Below are 20268 nucleotides of genomic sequence, written 5' to 3' on the forward strand. Positions count from 1 at the left end.
TACACACATTTTACATTGCGTTTACACAGCTATGATGCTAGTGCGTTTCATCTAATAGTACAATGAAGCATAACTATACTGCATGATTGATGGAGGCCATATGTTGATAGAGAGTCAGAATAAGGATAAAGATAAAGCTGGGTCAGAACGCTACTTTAATCGGGATTTAAGCTGGATTGAATTTAACCGCCGTGTTCTTCAGGAAGCGCAGGATACAGATACACCGTTGCTGGAGAGAGCCAAATTTTTGGCGATTGTGTCCAGCAATCTGGATGAATTTATGGCTGTTCGGGTGGCAGAGACGCGGGAGAAGATCAAGGCCGGTTTTATGCAAAAGGACTTCACCGGATATACCCCCTCCGGTTTATACAAACGGCTGATCAAGCGCACGGTCTCGATGGTATCGGAGCAGTATCGAACCTACCGCGAAATTTCTCGCCTGTTGACGAAAAAGGGGATTTTGCTGCTTGAATATGAGGGCTTGAATGCGACACAGCGCAAGTCTCTGGATACCTACTTTCATGAAATTATATTTCCGGTGCTGACGCCGATGGCGGTCGATCAGAGCCGTCCCTTTCCACTGGTTCATAATAAATACGTATATTTGGCAGTTGTATTGAGACGTCAAGGGGATACGGAGGAGGATAAGCCGTTTTTTGCCATCGTGCAGGTGCCTTCCAATATTCCGCGTGTCGTGTCTGTGCCGCTACGTTCCAATAGCAAGAAGAAATCATTTATTTTAATTGAGGAACTGATCAAGCATCATATTCAAACGCTGTTCACGGGCTATGTGCCGGAATCGGTTCAAGCCTTTCGTGTCACGCGCAATTCCGATTTGTCCATTAATGAAGAAGAAATCGAAGATTTGCTCGAAGAGATTGAAAAAGAACTGCGTCGAAGACGACGGGGAGCGCCGGTAAGACTGGAAGTGGAAAAAGGGATTCATCCCTATGCCCTGATGGAGCTTCAACGCGAATTCAAGCTGTTCGATCATGTGTTTGAGATGGACGGGCCGTTGGATCTGACGTTTTTGTCGTCTTTTGCCGATCATTTGGAGGGGTATTCGCATTTGAAATTTCCGGCAATCAAACCACTGTATCCGGAAGAACTGCCCACGCAAGAGGATATTTTCAACGTACTTCGCAAACGGGACGTGCTCGTGTACCATCCGTATGAATCATTCGATGCGGTAACTGATTTTATCATTGAAGCGTCCGAGGACCCGGATGTGATGGCGATCAAAATGACTTTGTACCGTGTCAACGGTGAATCCAAGTTGATCCCGGCATTAGCTCGTGCGGCTGAATCGGGCAAGCAGGTAACGGTGGTCGTGGAGCTGAAAGCCCGCTTTGACGAGGCACGTAATATTGCCTGGGCACGCAAGCTTGAAAAAGCAGGCTGTCATGTAGTGTACGGTCTGGTCGGCTTGAAGACGCATGCCAAAATTATTCTCGTGGTACGCCACGAGCGTAACGCGCTCAAGCGCTACGTGCATGTGGGCACAGGCAATTACAATGAAAGCACAGCACGGGTGTATACGGATATCGGTTTGTTCACATCCGACCCGGTGCTTGGCGAGGATGCTTCCGAACTGTTTAATGAAATTACAGGCTTTTCCGCGCTCAAGACCTTGCAGGCTTTCACGGTGGCTCCAACAGGGATGAAGAATAAGCTGTTCGAGCTGATCCGCAGGGAAGCAGAGCAAGCTTTGGCAGGCAAGCCCGCCCGGATTATCGCCAAAATCAACTCCTTATCCAGTCAGGAGATGATTGATGAACTATATGCAGCTTCTCAGGCGGGTGTGAAGATTGATCTGATCATTAGAGGGGTTTGTTGCTTGCGTCCCGGTGTGGAAGGATTCAGTGAGAATATCAGCGTCATCAGTATTGTGGATCGCTTTCTGGAGCATTCCAGGCTGTTCTATTTTGAAAATGCAGGGGCTTCGGAGTTGTTCCTGTCCAGCGCGGACTGGATGACTCGCAACCTGACACGTCGGATTGAACTAATGTGCCCGATTTATGATGACCGGATCAAGGGAATGCTGTCGGATATTTTGCATTTGTCCTTGAGGGATAATGTGAAGGCGCGGCAGCTTCTGCCTAACGGTAGCTATCAGTTTGTGTCCAGAAACAACGAAGAGGCCCCTATGCGGAGCCAATCCGAAGCCATGAAGGTTAGAAATTGGAAGAAGGAAGAATGGACCATGACAACGTAAGGTTCCATGCTTTTTGAAAATCCTTGGCGACAGCCTCCAGTTCCCGCTGTTCCAGAATTGGTTCACCCGTGCTCTCCAGACGAAGATGCAGTGCATCGTCTCCTGTGGCGGGATTGATGCTGGTGATAATGCCGGATTCGCTCCGATCCATGCCAATCGCAAGCTGGAGCAGCGAGCCGAGTCGATGTACACGCGCCTCGTCGGAAGACTCCAGAATGTCGGCATGTGTGCGCAACAGGCGAGGCGTCCGATTCTTGGGATGGTAGTCCGCAATCAGCGCGGCAAGCACCGTTTCACGATGGGACAGACCGCCGATGCCTGCATGTAGAATCCAGAACACGGAATGCTGCCGGAAATGGTAGTAGTTCAAGGCCGCTCCGGTTTTGTACAGTGTTGCGGCGGTCAGCAGCAAACGTTTGTCCATCGCTGAGGATGACACGTCAGTCCATATGTCAACGAGTTCGTCATAAAGTCGGACAGCGTACTCGTTCACCCGTTTGACGTGCGCTTCGCTAACCGGAACAGCGAATGAAAGTATATTGCGGATAGAAGCGATGAGTGGATTGTCGACCACAGGCTGTTCGGTATTGACCAGCTCATGAAATAGTCCGTCACGCAAGCCCGCTCCGCTGACCAAATAGGTGGAGCCTTGAGCGGCCTCGAATATCGCTTTCAATATAATTAGTCCCGGTACAATAATGTCGGCTCTGTCTTTGGACAGGCCGGCTGTTTTTTTGCGTTTTTCATAGGAGAGATGGGGCAGACTGACATAAAAATAATTGACATCTTCTGTCGTCATTTCGTAATGGTGTGTCACGGGCAACGAGTAATCCCGCCGCTTCTGATTGATTTTAGCCAAGGTACGCAAGGTACCGCCCAGACCGATGAACGGCAGGCCCGGATTGGAAAAGATCCAATCATGGTTTTGCAGCGAAGAACGGACGAAGCTCTCCATCTCCTCAATTTGCTGGGGGACCATTCACCGTTCCTGACTTCCCGACCAAAGCGCCAATTCATGTTGACCGCGCCAAAAGGAAACGATACGGTATGAAGCCGCTGCCGCTTGCGGAACAGCGTAATTTCGGTGCTGCCGCCCCCAATATCTATAATAATCCCATCGCTCACATTCATTGTATTTACCACGCCCAGAAAGCCCGCATAGCCCTCCTGCTCTCCGCTCAGTATTTCCAGCGTTAAGCCCGTATCCTCAGCGATCCATTGGACAATTTCATCTGAATTCGCCGCATTGCGGATGGCGGCCGTAGCTGCTGCGCGCATACGAATGACCCCGTGCATACGGCATACCGTCAAAAATTGATTCAGCAATGGAGCGATGCTCCGAACGGCCTCCCGTTCCATACGACCATTCGCCCCAACCTTCTCGCTCAGGCGTGCGGCCTCCTTACATTCCTGCACAATCCGGTAGGCGCCTGTCTCTGTCATTTCATAAATTACTAGACGAATGGAGTTTGATCCAATGTCCATGATGCCGATTTTGCTGTTCATGGTATGACCTCCTTGTCGAAAAAAACGATTTGCCCGTAAATTTCGCTACTCCGTGCAAATGGTAGTCAGATTATTGTCATTGTACCAGTGATATCAGGTGCATGCTACCGTTGGCAGGGATCTTGCCCAAATGGACTTGAACCTTGGACTATCATCCAAGAATGGTTAGTTGCTGTTGAGTATGTATAAGTATACCTGACGGCGAAAGGAGAAAGGGTATGATGAGACAACTTGCAAGCAAATGGTTAAAGACGAAGGCGCTGTTGCACCATCCACATACCGCCGTTTATATACCGGAAACCAGTCTTTATAACGAGGAACAGTTGCGCATGATGCTAAGGCGGTATGGCCTTGTATTCATAAAGCCCGTGAAGGGCGGCGGTGGAATCGGAGTTATTCGTGTGGCTAAGGAACGCAGGGAATACACCTGCACGCGCATGGAACGCACATACCGGTTTAGTAGCTTTCGAGCGCTTGCTGTCGGAATCGGAAAGCTCCGGCTCCAGCGTCCGTATTTGATTCAGCAGGGTATTAGGTTGGCCACTATTCAGGGCAGACCGGTTGACTATCGGGTAAAAGTGGTGAAGGTGGGCCAGAGATGGGGTTTCCGGTCGGTGGTCGCACGTCATGCTCGCCCCGGACTGGTTATTACGAACCTCTGCAAAGGGGGAACTCTGATGAAGGGAATGAATGCGCTTCGGATGATTTATCCCCGTCGGGTAGCTGCCCGAAAGCGACGTGAAATGGTTAATCTTACACAGCGGTGTATTCCTGTACTGGAGGGCAGATTTCCGGGAATTGGACAATTGGGATTTGATTATGGGCTTGATCCGAATGGACGGATATGGATTTTGGAGGTAAACACAAGACCCCAATAATCGTTGAATTTCTTAAATTAACCTCCATTAATTTCAATTTATTAGATTGTAAATATAATATATATGTGTAAACTATAAAAATATTTTTTTATTTAGAAGCGTCAAAACCCTGTGTATAAGTATTGTCCACATTATCCCCTGTCACATATATGGGTTAACGACACTTACCAACAATTTATACACAGGATTTCCACAACATGCTGTGGATAACAGAACGCTTGTTCCGTTTTTGGTATTTTGATAGAATAGATTTTGAAATAAAAGGAAAGGTTGTGTCGAGGATGGCTATGCTGACGGATGAAATGCTTTTGGATTCCTATCAGATGGCAATCGAGCTTAAACTTGAATGTGACTTCATTGCACTGTTGCTGGCTGAGATTCACAAAAGAAACTTAGAGATGAATACAGCCGTAGTCCTTCATTAGACCGGACAAGCTCTCGTACTGCGACTGTGAAGTCATTCAGGGTTCGAATGACTTTACGGACAATCACTGCAACGAATAGGCACACCGTAGAAAAGGGTATTTCACTCCAACGATTCAAATTTGGAGTAAAATACCCTTTTTTGTCATAGTCTAGAATAGACTACAGTTTCATGTTACTGCTGTGACCCGGGGACAGCTTGGCGTCCGGGTCAACATAAACCTTGGCGTTGTTGACGGCCGTAGGCGCTTCACCGAAGCCGACAGCAATCAGCTTGAGCTTGCCTGGATAGGTCGTAATGTCCCCAGCGGCGAAAATGCCGGGAATATTCGTTTCCTGACGGGAATCGACCACGATGGAGTTACTTTCGATTTCGATTCCCCATTCGGCAATCGGGCCGAGAGTGGATACAAATCCAAAGTTAACGATCACATCGTCCACTTCGATTTCCTGAGTTTCTTTGGTTTTTACATGAGCAAGGGTAACCTTCGTAATCGAGTCTTCCCCGTGCAGCTCTGTAATTTCAGTCGGTGTAACGACGTTTACTTTGGAAGCGAGGAGGTTTTCTACACTGTGTTCATGCGCACGGAACTTGTCGCGGCGGTGAATCAATGTAACCTGTTCTGCAATCGGTTCCAGCATGAGCGCCCAGTCTACCGCAGAGTCGCCGCCGCCGCTGATCAGCACTTTCCGGCCTGCAAATTTGCTCAGGTCGCTGACAAAGTAATGGAGGTTCGTTTTTTCAAAACGATTTGCGCCCGGCAGTTCCAGTCTGCGCGGCTCGAAAGCACCCACGCCAGCGGTAATGATGACCGCTTTTCCGTGATACTCGCCGCCTTTATCTGTTTTGACGATGAAGTGGCGTTCTTCCTTTTTCTCTAAGGATACGACCTTCTCTTCTAACTGTACTTCTGGGTTAAAGTGGTTCATCTGCTGAACCAGATTGTTGACTAGTTCCTGTGCAGTCACTTTAGGAAAGCCAGCGACGTCATAAATATATTTTTCAGGATAAAGGGCTGCAAGCTGGCCCCCGAGTTGGGGCATACTTTCAATTAAGGTGACGGATGCCTGACGCATTCCCCCGTAGAAAGCAGCGAAAATACCGGCTGGGCCGCCTCCGATGATAATCAGATCGCGGAGTTCCCCACCTGTGGATTGAACTGTCACTCTAAAAACACCTCCGAAAGGGATAGTATGGATAATGGATATTGAATGTAGAATCAGCCGCATAGAGGTTAAGAAAGCGCCCGAACGCATGATTCACTGTTTATCATTATAAACTGCCGGGTTCCGCTTGGAAAGTTTAAGTGATTAATATTTTAATGAAGGTTATCCGGCGTGTATAAATTAGCCGTTTTGAGAGCAAAGCTGTGAATAATCACTGATTACGTAAACCGGAAGGGGTAGAAGCATGAGCAGTGTTCCCAAAATTGTCATTGTGGGCGCCGGGTATGGCGGTATTTTGACGGCTCAGCAATTGCAAAAGGAACTCAAGCACAACGAGGCAGATGTCACGCTGGTTAATCGCCATGATTACCACTATATAACAACGCATCTCCACATGCCTGCGGCGGGTACAGATACGATTGAGCATTCACGGATTCCGATTTCGCAGCTGATCGATGAGTTCAAGGTGGATCTAATCAAAGGGACGGTTAAGGAAATCATACCTAAGGAGAAAAAAATCGTGCTGGAGGATGGATCGCTATCCTACGATTATCTGGTAATCGGATTGGGCGGGGAACCGGAAACCTTCGGTATTCAGGGGATGGATAAGTTCGCGCTTACGATTCGAAGTATTAACTCGGTCCGCTTGATCCGTGAGCATGTCGAATACCAGCTTGCCCTGTATAAAAATGACGGGAACCCCGGACGGCTAAATTTTGTAGTCGGAGGGGCGGGCTTTAGCGGGATTGAATTCGTAGCGGAGCTGGCGGATCGTCTGCCGCAATTGGCAAGAGCCTATGATATTGATTTTAACAGGATTCAAATTATTAACGTCGAGGCGGCTCCTACGGCATTACCGGGCTTCGATCCGGAGCTGGTAGAATACGCGATGGATGTTCTCAAGCGCAAGGGCGTCACCTTCCGCATCGGTGTTCCTATTAAGGAATGTCTTGAGGATGGCGTCATTGTCGGTGAGGGTGAGAAAATCGAAGCTTGCACGGTCGTGTGGACTGGAGGTATTCGTGGTAACGGTCTGATCGAGAAAGCCGGATTTGAAGTGATGCGTGGACGTGTGAAGATCGACGATTTTCTGCGTGCACCGGGTCATGAGGACATTTTTATTATCGGGGACAGTTCTTTAATGTTTAATCGCGAAGGACGCCCATATCCGCCGACAGCTCAAATTGCGATGCAGCAAGGGGTACTCTGTGCGAAGAATTTAGCAGCTACGCTACGGAAAAAGGAGCTGCACAAGTTCGTGTTTTCCAACAAAGGCACGGTTGCTTCTCTTGGAAAAGGGGAGGCTGTCGCGGTCGTGGGCAATCGCAAAATAAAGGGCTGGATTGCCGCACAGCTGAAAAAAATTGTGGATATCCGCTATCTGTTCATCATTGGCGGGATTCCGCTGGTGCTGAAAAAGGGACGGTTTTTCTAAACTTGAACATGACATCAAAAAATCCTATGCATTGAGAAGGTTTCCATGACTCCTGGCCAGGGAGCTTGGAAATCTTTTTTATTTAATGTACCCCTAAAAAGGGTATTGACACATAACTATACGGCGACGTATAGTGTGGATATTAATTACAGAGGGGGGCCTTCACGTTGTATTCTGATTTTAACTTCAAGAGTGATCCCAAAAAGATAAATTTATTGGCAGAAAAATTTCCACATGTGGACCCCCAATCGTTGAGTACGCTAGCGCTTTTCATTCAGACAGCTCATGAAGTATACAATGGTGTGTCCTCCAGACTGTCCGAATATGGACTATCGATTGGAAGTCTGAAAATTTTAATTCCGCTGTATCTGCATGAACGTGCGTTGACTCCATCTGAACTGGCCGAATATTCAGGAGTTACACGTTCAACCGTAACCAGTGTAATCGACAAGCTGGAACGTGACGGTATCATCCGAAGAAGTACGCTGGTAGATCGCCGTATGACTGCGATCTACTTGACTGAGGAAGGAAGACAGTTAATGACGGAAAGAATTCCGATGTTCATTCAGCTTTTTTCGGATTTATTGAAGGAATTTACGAAGGAAGATCATGTTCACTTCGCTGGGATGCTACAGAAGCTTTCCACAGGTCTGGATAGAATAAAACGGGAATAATACCTTTCCCGAGGCCGATAGTTAGACGTCGTACTATCAGGTTGCGTACTTGTTTTTTTAAACAATCATTTTCCGCTTATCATTCGCTAAATCATCATGAAGGAGAGTTTATTGCAATGAATAAAAAAATCATCGTGTACGTTCTACTGGTTGTCGCATTAGGTACTGGAGGTACGCTGATGGCAATGAGCGGCAAGGATGCTGTGAGTATGGCAGCCCAACAAAAGAACACACTGCTTACCACAGATACCGTAAATGTTGCTTTTCAGGGCGTAGGGGGAAGAGTGAACACCATTGAGGTGAAGGAGGAACAACAAGTGAAAAAAGGAGATGTGCTCATGACCCTCGATCCTGTGGACCTGGACCTGCAAATTGAGAAATTAAAAACAGATATCGCGCAGGCTGATGTGAAAATAAAGCAGGCTAAAGACGGACTGCAAAATCAGTCAGAGAAAATTTCAAATTCAGAAAAGCAGGGACAATTGGATATTCAGGCTGCGCAGGCCGGAGAATCCTTATTAAACCAAGGTACACGTGTAGAGGACATTCAAAAACAAAAGCTGGCGATTGAAGCAGCACAGCAATCGTTGGATGCAGCTCTGACAGGAGTGGAGACAGCCAAAACAAATGCGGAGATTGCACAAAAAACAGTAGCATCCAGGCAAGAGTCTCTTGACTTGGCCAAAGTGAATTACAACCGTGTCCAAGCGTTGTACGATGCCGGTGCCGGAACCAAAGCAGAACTGGATAATGCCAAAAATCAACTGGATAATGCCCAAATTGCGTTAGCTACGGCTAAGGATCAGGTTGAGATTGCGAACAATCAGATTAATGCCGCCAGCAAGCAATCTGACATTACTCGAAATGGTATCGCCCAGCAGCAAACCGCTTTGGACAAAATGGAGGCAGGTGCAACCGCTGAGGAACGTCAGCAGGCTCGTATCAAAACAGAAAAGGCTAAGGAAGCCCTGAATCAAACCTCGCAAACGCGAAAAGATGTTAAGAATAGTGAATACAATGTAGATCTTCTGGCTCAACAAAAGCAGGCATTAAGCGTTCAACTCAAAACCTTGGAATTGCAGCGTGGACGTATGGTGCTGAAGGCATCTACAGACGGTAAAGTGTCCCGCATTGTACCCAAGATGGGAGAAATCGTTGCTACGGGGGCAACGGGCGTCGTTATTGAAACCAACCAGCTATACTACGATATTTATGTGGATGAGGATTCCATTTCGCAATTTAAAGCAGGGGGAAATGTGACTTCGCACGTCGTTGCTTTAGACAAAGATATCCAAGGCAAGGTGAGATACGTTACCTCTGCTCCGCAATATACCAACATGAGAATGAGCCGGGATAAAGGTTTGTCGGATATAAGTTCCTTTCAGGTGCGGGTAGATGTCCCGCGAACATCTGAATTATTACCTGGAATGACGATAGAGGTTGTGACGAAATGAAGGCGTTTATAGAAGAATGGAAGCTATTGGTCAGCGGCAGGATGGTGTTCGTACTGCTGCTCGTCCCGATTCTTGTGGCGGTAGCCTTCGGGTTTGTTTTCAAAAATAATCAGCTGAATGATGCATCTGTCGCTGTAGTCGATTTAGATCATAGCAATTATAGCCGACAGCTTATTAATAAATTGGATGCATCCCAGTATATTGACGTACGTTATGTACAAGAGAATGAAGCCGATCCGAATTTACTCCTATATAATGAAAAGTTTTTTGCAGTGATTTATCTTCCGGCAGGTCTGGAGGAAAATAGGCTTAAGGGAGTTCAGAGCAACATCGGCTTTTATATAGATAACACGGTAGGTCAGGCCACTGGGAATCTGCGCTCGGCGGTCACAGAGATCTTTGCCACGGAAAATGCAATACTGGCTGGTGGTGGACTAAAGGGCATGGGGATGAGTGATAGCCAGGTAACAGGACTTACTTCCAACATGCTACTCCAGCAGCGTCTGCTGTATAATCCCACCAATGCTACTTTAATGACCTCGGTTATGGGATTCATCAATACTGTCATGATTTCACTGATTGGTGCTGCTGCACTGACCATTGTCCCACGCTTGCGGGAGCAAGGCAGATTAAAAGAGGAGCTACAGCATTCGTACGGTTTGATTCTAAGGGTGCTACCGTATGCGTTAGTAGGATGTGTGTCCTTTTACTTATCCATTGGTTTGCTCAAGCAGATCGGCGGACTTCGGTTTGAAGCGAATGTATGGGAGATCAGTATTCCGTTTCTACTGTACACGATTAGTCTAGGCTTGTTTGCGATGGCTTTGGGGTGGAATGCGGCGAACCCGGGAAAAGCCTCTCCGCGTCTCATGCTGATTATATTGCCTTCGTTCTTGCTGAGCGGTGCTCAATTGCCAGTAGCTATGCTGCCTACATCGCTGCAATATATTAGTAATATTCTTCCATTGACCTGGCATTTCAAGTTTTTGAGAGGGATGGGATTCAAGGGCGGAGGCTTGAAGTATTTCATTCCTGAGGTTGGAGGATTTTTGATCCTGTTAAGTGCTTTGTTGCTTCTGATCTTTATTCTGATTGCTCTGGAGAAAAGAAAGCTGGCAAAAAGCAAGGATGCAGTGTTAATGGTTGAACCTGTGTTACACTAATATCAAAGAATATGATTTTTCAGGCGCCTGTGAGGGGGCCTTTTCTCATCTTGTGCGGCTTTGCAGCATATATAAAAAAGGATTCCGCAGTCCCTAAAGCGGGAGTTCACGAAATCCTTGGTCGTTTTATAGCTTTAACATGTTTTCAAATGTTTCTTCGTTCAGGACGCTGCCGACATAGAAGGAGCCGAACTCGCCGTAACGGGCGCTGACTTCGTCAAAACGCATTTCGTAGATCAGCTTTTTAAATTGAAGTGCGTCGTCGGCGAACAGCGTGACACCCCATTCCCAATCGTCGAAGCCGATAGAACCGGAAATGATTTGCTTCACTCTGCCAGCATAGCTGCGTCCGATCAAACCGTGACTGCGCATCAGAGTGCGGCGCTCATCCATCGAAAGCATGTACCAGTTGTCGTCCAGATCGCGTTTTTTGTTCATCGGATAGAAGCAAATATAACGAGCCTTGTTCAAAACAGGCTTCAGGCGTGAAACAATTTGCGGATTTTGCATCGGATCTTCTTCTTTGCTCAAATAGTTGCTCAGCTCCACCACACTCACGTAAGAGTAGGTTTTAGTCGTATATTTGGCAAAGGTGGTTTTGTTAAACTCATTTTCGAGTTTGTTGAGGTCTTCCAGCGTTTCGCGTAGATGTAACATAACAAAATCAGCCTTTTGTCCGATTACAGTATATACGGCAGAGCTGCCCAGACCCGCTTCCTCGGTAACGCTCCATTCCTTCATAAACTCTTGAAGCTCGTCCAGCGCTCCGGCGCGTTCTTCATCGTCTGCTGTTTTCCATGCCGTCCAGTTGATGGATCGGAAATCGTGAAGTGCATACCAGCCTTCCAGCGTGGATGCTACTTCATTTGGCGTTGATGGGGGTTGTTGAGGTTGATGTTGGTTCACAATGGTCACTCCTTTTTCAAATCTGTAAATAATCATCGGCATGGCCGAAACATGTGCGTTTTAAGTATGTCCTGCGAATAAAGAATGTGTAATGCTTAACTATTATATTGTAGCCCAAATAAAGGATTTTCACCAATGAAAGAAATGTGAAGAATTTTATTTTTTCCGTGATGCAGGTCACAAGTCGTAAAATAGTTAGTATTCTCGAAAAAAGGGGAACACGGACGAATGAGGCTGCCAAAAAGGAGGACAATTGGACTTATTTTGCTGGTCTCAGCTGGGGTCAAGTATGATAGAATAGAAAAACATCTTGGAGACCGTTATGTCAGGAAAGGAAGAATGTTGGAATGCGGATGAAAAACCTGCTGCACTATACTGAGAACCACCGCTACTGCGTTTATCGGGAATTCGGCTTGAGCGCACTGGATGAATTGATGCTGGGAAGCGTCTATCAGCCGATGGTAGGCGCATTTGCGGTCAGCCTGTATCGGCTATTGTTCCAGCATGTGCCAGCCGGACAGATCGGTTATTCGCCGCTGGAGCAGCAGCGTCGTCTTTTTCTGACACTAGGGCTGGAGCCAAGCGAGAAGGGACGCAAGTATCTAATTGAACAGACCTCCAAGCTGGAGGCTGTCGGTCTGTTGCAGACGTCCAGGCTGTATGCACCGGAAACGGACGACTATATGTATGAATATGAGATGCAGCCACCGCTTGCGCCTGCCGATTTTTTAGGACGCAGCATCTTACTCTTTTGTTGAGAGACAAAATTGGCAAGTTTGCGGTGCTTTCTCTGCGAGAATCGCTGTGGAGCAGCGAATCTGCGGAATGGTCGCAATCTTCCTATAATAAAGAGAATATATCTATTCCGTTTTACGAGTTATTTGAGCTGAACACCCATGTCATTGATTACGAGTTGGAGCAGGCGCTGTCCGAGGTGTCTTCGGGCCGTCACAATGGGGCTTTGGCCGCAGAGTCGGAGGAAGGGCTGAATTATGCGGACATCATTCTCCGTTTTCCGCGCGAATCCGTCAACCGCAAGCATGTGGAGCGTCTGCGTTTTGAGCACGAGCAGCTAGGCATGGTCAATTACGTTGTTCGCAAATTCGACTTATCTGTACAGGACATCAGCCGCTTGCTGGATGAGGACGGCATTTTTACCGAAGCAGGCGATTTGTTGCTGGACGAGCTTCAGCTTCGGGCAAGCCAGCATTCCAGACAGGATCGGAAGCGACAGGAGGAACAGCAGGTGCAGGCCGCGAAAGTGGTTGCCCTGCGTCAGAGAGAAGCTGCCATTCCGGAAGAGCCTCCTGCGGAGCAAGCCGTGGAGATGGAATTCTATGTGGAGGTTCCACCACAGTTCACAGCCAAATGCGACATTCACCAATATAATATGATGCTGCGCAACGAGCCTTATCGTCGTTTGCTGCAAACCTTTTTCCCCGGCACGGTTCCCGGTAACCTGCTGGATATATTCGAAAAGATTGATATCAGCTACAAGCTGCCCGGTGAAGTCATCAATGTACTTATCCATTATTTAATGTCCCTGCTGGTATCAGGAAGCGATCAGCGGATTAACCGCAACTTTGTCGAGGCTGTCGCTTCCAATATGCTGTTAAAGCAGGTAAGTACCTACGAAAAGGCTGTTCAATATATACGTGATCAAGCCAAGGTAAAAGGCAAGCAGTCTGCTGCTTCTCCTTCCGGCGGCCGTTCCCGTTCATATGCCAAAAACAACGGCCCATCCAAGCCATCCATTCCCATCGTACAGGATCACCCCTCCGAGGAATCCGTATCCGAGGAAGAACTGGATGAACTGCTGCGCCTAGCCGAACGAATGCAATCCGGTAAACAGAAAAAGGTATAGTGCACGGCTCTACGCTCAAATTGTTTTGGCTTAAAACTAACACTTTGGTTTTAAGCCAAAACTAATTAGGTACTATAAAAGAATATTAAGCGAAGCCAATTCAAATATGTGTCGACTTTATGGCGGTCGGCAGCGAAGCGGATGGAATCGTTCTGGAGAAGCGCTAGCGTTCGCCTTTGTCACCGGATTTTTACCTTTAATTTCTATTCCAATAGAAAAAATCCGGTGGCAACAGCGATCGTAAGAATGATCCATCCGCGAAGCGTCTCTCTCCCCTCCATAACTCTGCACATTTTAGAAAGGAGGAGCGTTCTTGGAATCACTGGGCGATTTGCTACAGCAGATGCAGAACCCTTCGTTTCGCCAGCGCACGCGCAATGTGGCCGATCAGGTTCTCAATGATCCGCTGGTGCAGGATTTTTGTGCTGCGCATCCCGATATTGACGAAACACAACTGCGATTAAACATGAGTATGCTTTTTCAGTATGCCCGGGATCGTCGAAATTGCGACAATTGTCCGGGACTCGAACAGTGTCCTAACGATTTTCAGGGACATTTTTGCAAGCTGGGCGTAGAATACCCAAATGGTACAGCCGAAATGGTGGACATCCGTACTCCTTGCGCCAAACTGGTAGCTTCACAGCACGAACAGCGGGTGCGTCAGCGGATTAAAAGCTTTTATGTGGATGAGCGTGCGCTCTTGGAAGGCTATAATGCCCTTGAGATTGCACGTAAGGATGCACAACGTATGCCCGCAGTCACACAGCTATTCCGTTACATCGAAGAAACGAAAAGCCAGGGCCTATCCAAAAAAGGACTCTACCTGGAAGGTACGTTTGGTACGGGTAAGACCTTTTTAATGGGATATCTGCTGCACGAGCTGGCCTTGTCCGGACTGAACGGTGTGATTGTGTATATGCCTGATTTTGTGGAGGACTTAAAGTCCATGATTCAGGAAGGGCAGAAGCTGAAGGAAACGACTGAAATGCTTAAAAATTGTGATCTGCTCGTATTTGACGACATTGGAGCCGAAAATTTGAGTCCATGGGTACGGGATCATGTGATGGGCTCGATTTTAAATTATCGAATGAACCGCAAACCTACCTTTTATACTTCGAATTATTCGTTGCAAGGGCTGGAGAAGCATCTGAGCTTTACGAGCAAGGACGGTGAGGAATTGTACAAGGGACAGCGTTTGATGGACCGGATTCGCCCTTTTGTAGATGTTATTACCGTTAAAGGGAAAAATCAGCGAGGATAATTGTAAATCAATTTGCTATTTTGATATCTTACAATTAAAAAACTATTGTGATATAATTAAAAGGTGTCAAAAAAGAAATTACAGGTTATAATAATCTTGACTTTTCTATAAAGGAGGAACATACAATGGCAATTGTTAACGTGTCCGACCAATCCTTCAACGCAGAAGTCGAAGGTACAGGAACCGTTTTAGTTGATTTTTGGGCGCCATGGTGCGGTCCTTGCAAAATGATCGCTCCTATTCTGGAGGATCTCTCCACAGAAGTTGGCGACAGCGTCAAAATCGCGAAAGTGAACGTGGATGAAAATCCAGAGTCTGCTTCCCGTTTCGGCGTTATGAGCATTCCTACCCTGATCGTCTTCAAAGACGGACAGCCCGTTGATAAAGTGGTGGGTCTGAACTCCAAAGAAGCACTGAAAAGCATGCTTACCAAACACCAGTAATCATCGCATGTGACCCATGCTCCTGCGGGGGCTTGGGGAGCGGGCATGAACGGTCAATGCCTCCGGTTGTAAATACCGGGGGCGTTTTTGTGTATTATTCCAGTATATTATATAGTAGTCGAAGTCATTTAAGAATGGAAGGAGGAACCGGGCGAATGGAATCTTATGCGGAGGACTTGCGGAATCAGGAGAAGGCGCTGGAGAACATACGGCACAAATTAGCGTTGCTGCCGGATGCATCGGGCTGTTACTTGATGAAGAACAGCGAGGGCACCATCATTTATGTCGGCAAGGCCAAAGTGCTGAAAAACCGGGTTCGTTCCTATTTTACAGGTAGCCATAACGGCAAGACGCAAAGACTGGTTTCCGATATCCGTGATTTTGAATATATTGTTACGGGCAGTAATATGGAGGCGCTCATTCTGGAGTGCAACCTGATTAAAAAGCATCAGCCGCGCTATAACGTGCTGTTGAAGGATGACAAAACTTTTCCGTATTTGAAAATTACGAACGAGGAGCACCCCAAGTTAGAGGTGACCCGGCGCGTTCTGAAAGATAAAGCAAAATATTTTGGCCCTTATCCTAATTCCTACGCGGCACATCAGACGAAGAAGCTGCTGGACCGCATGTATCCGTTACGCAAGTGCGGTGTGATGCCGAAGGAAGTGTGCCTTTATTATCATATGCATCAATGCCTGGGCCCTTGTGTGAAAGAGGTTGAGAAGGAAACGTATGAACAGATTGGTCAGGAGATCGGTTCTTTTTTGAGTGGCGGGCATGAGGAAATCAAAAAGGATCTTCAACGCAAAATGCAGGAGGCTGCAGAGGAGCTGTACTTTGAGCGTGCCAAGGAGCTACGTGACCAGATTATCAGCATTGACGCGATGATGGAAAAGCAGAAGATCACGACAGCCGATGCGAAGGACCGCGATGTATTCGGATTTTCGGTAGACAAGGGCTGGATGTGTGTGCAGATCTTATATGTTCGTAAAGGTAAAATGATCGAGCGGCATATGTCTACGTTTCCTTTTACGGCGAGGCCTACAGCGACTTTATGTCCTATGTGACGCAATATTATAGTGATAACCCGGCGGTGCCGCAGGAAATATTGCTGCCGGATACACCGAAGCTGATGAAGCAGGCGGAACAGGGGGATGTCGGTCAATCGGCTGTGACGGAAGCTGTTTCTCACACTGCAACAACCGAGGAAACCGCACAGACCAGTAACAATGCTGTACAAGAAGCAGGGACATTATCGGATGTGCCCAATGAAGAGCAGCCGTTCGAGCGTTCCGCGGATGCACTGCTGGTGGCCGAAGAGCGTGCTTCTTATGGAGAAGCAACGGATCGAGACCATACTGAAACCCAACTGTCAGGCGGGCTGGAGGAACCAGCTACGGCGGCTCTAGCTCTGGCTGAATGGCTGGATGTAAAGGTACTGGTGCCTCAGCGTGGACTGAAAAAGCAAATGACAGGGATGGCTACGGAAAATGCACGGGTCGCTTTGGATGAGAAGTTTAAGCTGATTGAACGGGACGAGGAACGGACATTCAAGGCTGCAAGCAATCTGGGGCGTGCGATTGGGCTGGATAGCCTGCATCGCGTGGAGGCGTTTGATAACTCCAATATACAGGGGTCCGATCCAGTCTCGGCAATGATTGTGTTCATTGATGGCAAGCCTGCCAAGAAGGAATACCGTAAATATAAAATCCGTTCGGTGCAGGGGCCGGATGATTATGAAACGATGCGTGAGGTCATTCGGCGTCGATATGAACGTGTGCTCAAGGAAAATCTGGAGCGTCCGAATTTGATCGTCGTCGATGGTGGACGCGGACAGATTAAGGCCGCTGTGGATGTGCTGGAGAATGAACTGGGTTTGTTCATTCCTGTGTGTGGTCTGGTGAAGGATGCCAAGCACAGAACCTCTCAACTACTGGTGGGGGATTCTCCCGAGGCCGTGACACTGGCCCGCAACAGTGAAGAATTTTACCTGCTGCAACGGATTCAGGATGAGGTTCACCGATTCGCCATTACATTCCATCGTGAGCAACGGGGCAAATCCATGGTAACCTCTCGTTTGGACTCGATTCCGGGAATTGGCGAGAAGCGGCGTAAGCTGCTGCTAAAGCATTTGGTTCGCTTAAAAAAATAAGAGAGGCCAGCGTCGATGACTTCCGGCCTCTCTCTATTGGTGATAAGCTTGCGCGTCAGATTATAGCTGCCCTTCGGGAGGAGGAGTCGTAGAATACGGCTCTTCTTTTTTATGGGCTCAAACATGACTCGATTTGGCTTCTTTGGACTAAACCAGTAAATGATGTAGCCCACAATGGCCGGCAATACGATCCAGAACAAACCTGCGGTCAGGTTTACCGTGTCTCCCAGACTCATCACGCTAAGACCCATCAGAATGCTGTCAAAAATAACGTGGCTGAACATGGCGGCAATAAAGCCGTAACGCAGAAATACAAAACTGAACAGCAATCCAAGGAAGGTCAGCTCGATAGGTCTGGAAATGACCGGATAGATTGGATACAGTGTGTGCCCCAATGCCCAAATCAGCGTGGTAATCAGACAGGCAACAAAAGTATTTCTCACCATCTTTTTCACCATCGGGATACCAAACAGACGGTATACGGCTTCCTCTCCAATGCCTGCCATCCATGCCATAATCGGCAGTAACCATGGATAGGCCATGTTGTAAGGAGATTGTGTGGCATCTGTTGTGGAGAACGTATTAAACGTACGCTCCAGCACAAAGAACAAAATGGATTGTACACCGAGTAAAATAAAGGCCCACAAGTAGCCCACATACATACTGCGAAGCACATACAGCCCGTAGCCCGGCTCTTTGGCGCGTGGCCAGGCATTCAGCCCAACCTTGCGCATCAGCCCGTCACCGCCAACCAAGGAGAAGTAGAGCGATACGGCCATTACGAAAGTAATAAAAATTTGCAAAATCATAAGAAATATAAGCGCTCCCCGACCGCCTGCTTCTGCTTGCAGTATAGGAAGCATGTTAAATGTCCCTGCCATACTGGCAGCAAAATATACAATGGACAGCACAATGCCCCGTACAAAGGAAGTGTGGCGTCGTGTGAGTGAGGCGTATACGATGCCAAGTATGCCTAACACCAAGCTAAATAAAGCATAGCCTGCGTAGGTCATCCAGTTAGCCCAGTACGTTTGCTTTTTGACATAATCCGTATAGGACGATGGGGCGGAAAAGCTCTGTGTAAACGAGCGAACATTTCCGTCTTCAAACGTAAACGCCAGCGTAAGCACAGAGGAGCCGATTTTTTTGTCGTTTACGGTGTACTTCAAACCGCCCTCGCCTTCGGATGTCGCAAGCTTCAAGTCCGATGGTTTAAAGCCAAAGCGTTTTACCCAGGCTGCCGCTGCCTGCTCCTTTGCTTCCAGCGTCATGTCTCCTTCGGCTGCGCGTACAAGCCTGCTACGTGCCTGCTCATCCGTAGAAATATCAGCTTGTGTGTAACTGGTGCTGGAGGTAATTCGTTTAAAGCTGACGACTTTGCCTGTGGACAAATCCACATGAACTTGCACTTTGCTTTTGGAAGAAGGTTCCGGTAAATCGACCCGGAAGGTTTCGTAAGGATAACTTTTTTTCCATGTACGGTCATACTGTTGAAGCAGCTTTTCTCTGGATAAATAACCGTACAGGTCCGTTTCAGCCTGATAGGTCACGACAGGCTTTTCCGGCTGCGATTCGGTATAGCCCAGCTCGGAGCGGGCGAAGTCCAGCGCGTGTATGACTGCTTCCTGCTTGCTGATGACCTTGGCATTCGTCAGTGCTTCCGGATTCGGATTACTAAACGAGGGAATAAGCAATTGAAAGACAAAAAGCAAATCAGGCCAATCCCGCCCAGCAAGCCTAATCTTTTGAAGTTGGCCGTGAGCACGACCGGTTTCCCGATAGGATTCATGAGTTTCCTCCTTAATCTGTAAATAAGAACATCCATTAAAGATATCATACTGCACAGGTTCCCGCCAACAGACCTAGGATATTCATGAAAATGGAGTCAAAGCACTATAAAGTTTCAATAAAATAAGATAAGCTGCGATTAAAGGTGGACTATTCTCAAATTACCGCTAATTTAACGTTATTTCGAAGAAATCGGTTTTGTGCTCTGTATATAGAAGGATTATAATCTGTTGAGACAATGCATATGAAATATATAGGTAACGATATACATTTGAGCCGAATTTCCATAGGAAAACGGGGGAACCATGTTACTGGGGTGAATTTTACAGCCGGTCCCGGACCGGAAGTGTGAATAGGGCATACTGTGCAGCCCGAATCCGTCAGCTAACCTCGTAGGCTGTGAGCAGGAACCAAGTCAGGCACTCGGATTTCCGGTGTCTTTTTTTGTGCGAATAAAAGTTGGATAATTAAAACGTTGCTGAGTTAAGTCCGCTTCGCGCTCCATTTGATCTTCCGATCGCTGTTGTCTCTGAATTTTATTGGATTAGATAAACCCTGATAAGGTTAAAATTCAGAGACAAAGGCGAGCGCTACCGCTTCTCCAGATTCAATGGACCGCTGCGCTGCTGCCCGCCTTAAAGTCATCCAAGTGTTATGATTTGGTGAGGTATGAGTGTAGTGAGATATTAAAAGGTATAAGTATCCCGCTTTGCGGATACTTTTCTGTTTTCTCTAAAAGAAACGGACTAAAGAAACTGAAAAGAGATTGGTGATTTTATGAGCTGGCAGTAGCGGAGGGGGCAGAATTGTTCTGAAGAAGCGCCAGCGTTTGCCTTTACCACCGGATTTTAACCATTAAAAGGGCTTATAAAATCAGAAAAAAATCCGGGGGTAACAGCAATCGGAAGAACAATCTGCACCCGGAGCGTCTCCATGCTC

Annotated in this window: 11 protein-coding genes, 4 pseudogenes and 1 riboswitch; of the genes and pseudogenes, 11 read left to right on the plus strand and 4 right to left on the minus strand. The window is 47.4% G+C overall.

The window, feature by feature from the left end; all coding sequences use genetic code 11:
• Window positions 1-100: 100 nt before the first annotated feature.
• Entirely contained in the window at window positions 101-2215 is a 2115-nt protein-coding gene (gene ppk1, locus ASL14_RS17855; protein WP_134912853.1) for a polyphosphate kinase 1, read from the plus strand.
• Here the strand turns inward: ppk1 and ASL14_RS29325 are convergent.
• Window positions 2175-3721 (minus strand): annotated as a pseudogene (locus tag ASL14_RS29325) (Ppx/GppA phosphatase family protein). The gene ppk1 and the pseudogene ASL14_RS29325 sit on opposite strands and share 41 nt — an antisense overlap.
• A gap of 221 nt (window positions 3722-3942) precedes the next feature.
• On the opposite strand from ASL14_RS29325, the gene ASL14_RS17865 reads away from it, so the two are divergent.
• Both ASL14_RS17865 and ASL14_RS17870 read left to right on the plus strand, forming a co-directional pair.
• Window positions 3943-4599 (plus strand): YheC/YheD family protein, encoded by a 657-nt coding sequence (locus ASL14_RS17865; protein WP_134914566.1) that lies wholly within the window; start codon window positions 3943-3945, stop codon window positions 4597-4599.
• Between the two features lie 281 nt (window positions 4600-4880).
• Window positions 4881-5024, plus strand: coding sequence for a sporulation histidine kinase inhibitor Sda (locus ASL14_RS17870; RefSeq protein ID WP_007431918.1), 144 nt, complete (start codon window positions 4881-4883; stop codon window positions 5022-5024).
• 160 nt (window positions 5025-5184) lie between these two features.
• On the opposite strand, the gene ASL14_RS17875 is transcribed toward ASL14_RS17870, so the two are convergent.
• Window positions 5185-6189 carry an NAD(P)/FAD-dependent oxidoreductase gene (locus ASL14_RS17875; protein WP_134912855.1) on the minus strand — a complete coding sequence of 335 codons (1005 nt, stop codon included), beginning with the start codon at window positions 6187-6189 and terminating at the stop codon, window positions 5185-5187.
• A 244-nt stretch (window positions 6190-6433) separates the two neighbouring features.
• On the opposite strand from ASL14_RS17875, the gene ASL14_RS17880 reads away from it, so the two are divergent.
• The 4 genes from ASL14_RS17880 to ASL14_RS17895 all read left to right on the plus strand — a co-directional run bounded on the left by ASL14_RS17880 (window position 6434) and on the right by ASL14_RS17895 (window position 10915).
• Complete coding sequence (locus ASL14_RS17880) at window positions 6434-7624, plus strand: NAD(P)/FAD-dependent oxidoreductase (protein ID WP_134912857.1); 1191 nt, start codon at window positions 6434-6436, stop codon at window positions 7622-7624.
• Between the two features lie 167 nt (window positions 7625-7791).
• On the plus strand, window positions 7792-8298 hold the full coding sequence (locus ASL14_RS17885; RefSeq protein WP_134912860.1) for a MarR family winged helix-turn-helix transcriptional regulator: 507 nt from the start codon (window positions 7792-7794) through the stop codon (window positions 8296-8298).
• A 116-nt stretch (window positions 8299-8414) separates the two neighbouring features.
• Window positions 8415-9752: an HlyD family secretion protein gene (locus ASL14_RS17890; protein WP_134912862.1), complete on the plus strand. Its 1338-nt coding sequence runs from the start codon at window positions 8415-8417 to the stop codon at window positions 9750-9752.
• Entirely contained in the window at window positions 9749-10915 is a 1167-nt protein-coding gene (locus ASL14_RS17895; RefSeq protein WP_134912864.1) for an ABC transporter permease, read from the plus strand. The genes ASL14_RS17890 and ASL14_RS17895 overlap by 4 nt, the downstream gene beginning before the upstream one ends.
• Before the next feature lie 126 nt (window positions 10916-11041).
• Here the strand turns inward: ASL14_RS17895 and hemQ are convergent, their stop codons facing one another.
• The gene (hemQ, locus tag ASL14_RS17900) at window positions 11042-11821 is read right to left on the minus strand and encodes a hydrogen peroxide-dependent heme synthase (RefSeq protein WP_134912866.1); all 780 of its coding nucleotides are present in this window, start codon (window positions 11819-11821) and stop codon (window positions 11042-11044) included.
• A gap of 347 nt (window positions 11822-12168) precedes the next feature.
• Between hemQ and ASL14_RS17905 the strand changes: the two are divergent.
• The 4 genes and pseudogenes from ASL14_RS17905 to uvrC all read left to right on the plus strand — a co-directional run bounded on the left by ASL14_RS17905 (window position 12169) and on the right by uvrC (window position 17633).
• Window positions 12169-13685 (plus strand): annotated as a pseudogene (locus ASL14_RS17905) (helicase DnaB).
• A 313-nt stretch (window positions 13686-13998) separates the two neighbouring features.
• Complete coding sequence (dnaI, locus tag ASL14_RS17910) at window positions 13999-14946, plus strand: primosomal protein DnaI (RefSeq protein WP_134912868.1); 948 nt, start codon at window positions 13999-14001, stop codon at window positions 14944-14946.
• Window positions 14947-15071: 125 nt separating this feature from the next.
• Window positions 15072-15389 carry a thioredoxin gene (trxA, locus tag ASL14_RS17915; protein ID WP_010347861.1) on the plus strand — a complete coding sequence of 106 codons (318 nt, stop codon included), beginning with the start codon at window positions 15072-15074 and terminating at the stop codon, window positions 15387-15389.
• Between the two features lie 155 nt (window positions 15390-15544).
• Window positions 15545-17633: pseudogene (uvrC, locus tag ASL14_RS17920) on the plus strand (excinuclease ABC subunit UvrC).
• A 225-nt stretch (window positions 17634-17858) separates the two neighbouring features.
• On the opposite strand, the pseudogene ASL14_RS29330 reads toward uvrC, so the two are convergent.
• Window positions 17859-18812: pseudogene (locus ASL14_RS29330) on the minus strand (CPBP family intramembrane glutamic endopeptidase); the annotation flags it as partial.
• 781 nt (window positions 18813-19593) lie between these two features.
• Window positions 19594-19743: riboswitch (cyclic di-AMP (ydaO/yuaA leader) on the plus strand.
• Window positions 19744-20268: the final 525 nt, after the last annotated feature.

It is taken from the genome of Paenibacillus sp. IHB B 3084 (assembly GCF_001447315.1).
GTDB lineage: Bacteria > Bacillota > Bacilli > Paenibacillales > Paenibacillaceae > Paenibacillus.

Bases quoted from the DNA above. Each gene is read 5' to 3' on its own strand.
- ppk1 (WP_134912853.1), top strand. From the start codon at position 101: ATGTTGATAGAGAGTCAGAATAAGGATAAAGATAAAGCTGGGTCAGAA.
- ASL14_RS17865 (WP_134914566.1), top strand. From the start codon at position 3,943: ATGAGACAACTTGCAAGCAAATGGTTAAAGACGAAGGCGCTGTTGCAC.
- ASL14_RS17870 (WP_007431918.1), top strand. From the start codon at position 4,881: ATGGCTATGCTGACGGATGAAATGCTTTTGGATTCCTATCAGATGGCA.
- ASL14_RS17880 (WP_134912857.1), top strand. From the start codon at position 6,434: ATGAGCAGTGTTCCCAAAATTGTCATTGTGGGCGCCGGGTATGGCGGT.
- ASL14_RS17890 (WP_134912862.1), top strand. From the start codon at position 8,415: ATGAATAAAAAAATCATCGTGTACGTTCTACTGGTTGTCGCATTAGGT.
- ASL14_RS17895 (WP_134912864.1), top strand. From the start codon at position 9,749: ATGAAGGCGTTTATAGAAGAATGGAAGCTATTGGTCAGCGGCAGGATG.
- trxA (WP_010347861.1), top strand. From the start codon at position 15,072: ATGGCAATTGTTAACGTGTCCGACCAATCCTTCAACGCAGAAGTCGAA.